Raw genomic sequence first — 811 nt, 5'->3', positions numbered from 1 at the left:
GACGAGGCCATGAGCGTGGCCTGCATGGTCGCGTCCGGCATGACGGCCGTGGCGCCCACGCTGGAGATGAAGACCAGCTTCTTCCGCCCGGGCCAGCCCGGGAAGATCAAGGGGATCGGCAAGGTGGTGAAGTGGGGCCGCCAGGTCGCCTTCACCGAGGGCGAGCTCTACGATCCCGAAGGTCGCCTCCTGGCCAAGGCGACGGGGACGGCGATCCCCACGCCCTTCACCAACTACAAGAAGTAGGCGCCGCGGATGGCCCGCCTCCTCGCCCTCATCGCAAGCCTCTGGCTCGCGACGGCGGCGGGCGCGGCGCAGGCGGCTTCGGCGTTCTCGGATTGGTCGGCGGTCGTGGTGGCCGGGGACTGGCATGCGCACGACGGAGCGCCGTCCGAGGGCTTCGACAACGCGCGGCGCGACGTGAGCGCCGCCCTCACCCGGGCGGGCGTCCAGACACAGAACATCCGGCAGTTCTCCGTCCGGCCCGAGCGCTACAAGGACACCCGTCCCGAGAAGAGCGAGCTGCGGGGCATCTACAACGCCCTCGTAGACCTGTCGGGCCGCACCGCCGGTGGCTGCATCTTCTACATGACCTCGCACGGCGCGCCGGAAGGCGCCCAACTCGACCAGGGCCTGCTGCGGCCGGGCGTGCTGGCCAACATGCTGGACCGCACCTGCGGCAAGCGCCCGACCATCGTCGTGATCTCGGCCTGCTTCTCGGGCGTCTTCGTGCCGACCCTGGCCCTGCCGAACCGCATGGTGGTCACCGCCGCGCGGCCCGACCGCACCTCGTTCGGCTGCGGCCAGGACA

The 811-nt window shown here is 70.9% G+C and carries 2 protein-coding genes; both read left to right on the top strand.

Going from position 1 to position 811, the window contains the following annotated elements; all coding sequences use genetic code 11:
* On the top strand, positions 1-246 hold a 246-nt coding region (locus Q0L11_RS10420; protein ID WP_296597136.1), incomplete at its 5' end, for a PaaI family thioesterase.
* A gap of 9 nt (positions 247-255) precedes the next feature.
* A partial coding sequence (locus Q0L11_RS10415; protein WP_296597135.1) for a C13 family peptidase occupies positions 256-811 on the top strand: 556 nt, incomplete at its 3' end.

Source organism: Phenylobacterium sp. (assembly GCF_024508875.1).
In the GTDB taxonomy this organism is placed as follows: domain Bacteria; phylum Pseudomonadota; class Alphaproteobacteria; order Caulobacterales; family Caulobacteraceae; genus Phenylobacterium.
Note: the sequence above shows the minus strand (reverse complement) of the source record. Positions and strands in the feature narration are given on the sequence as shown.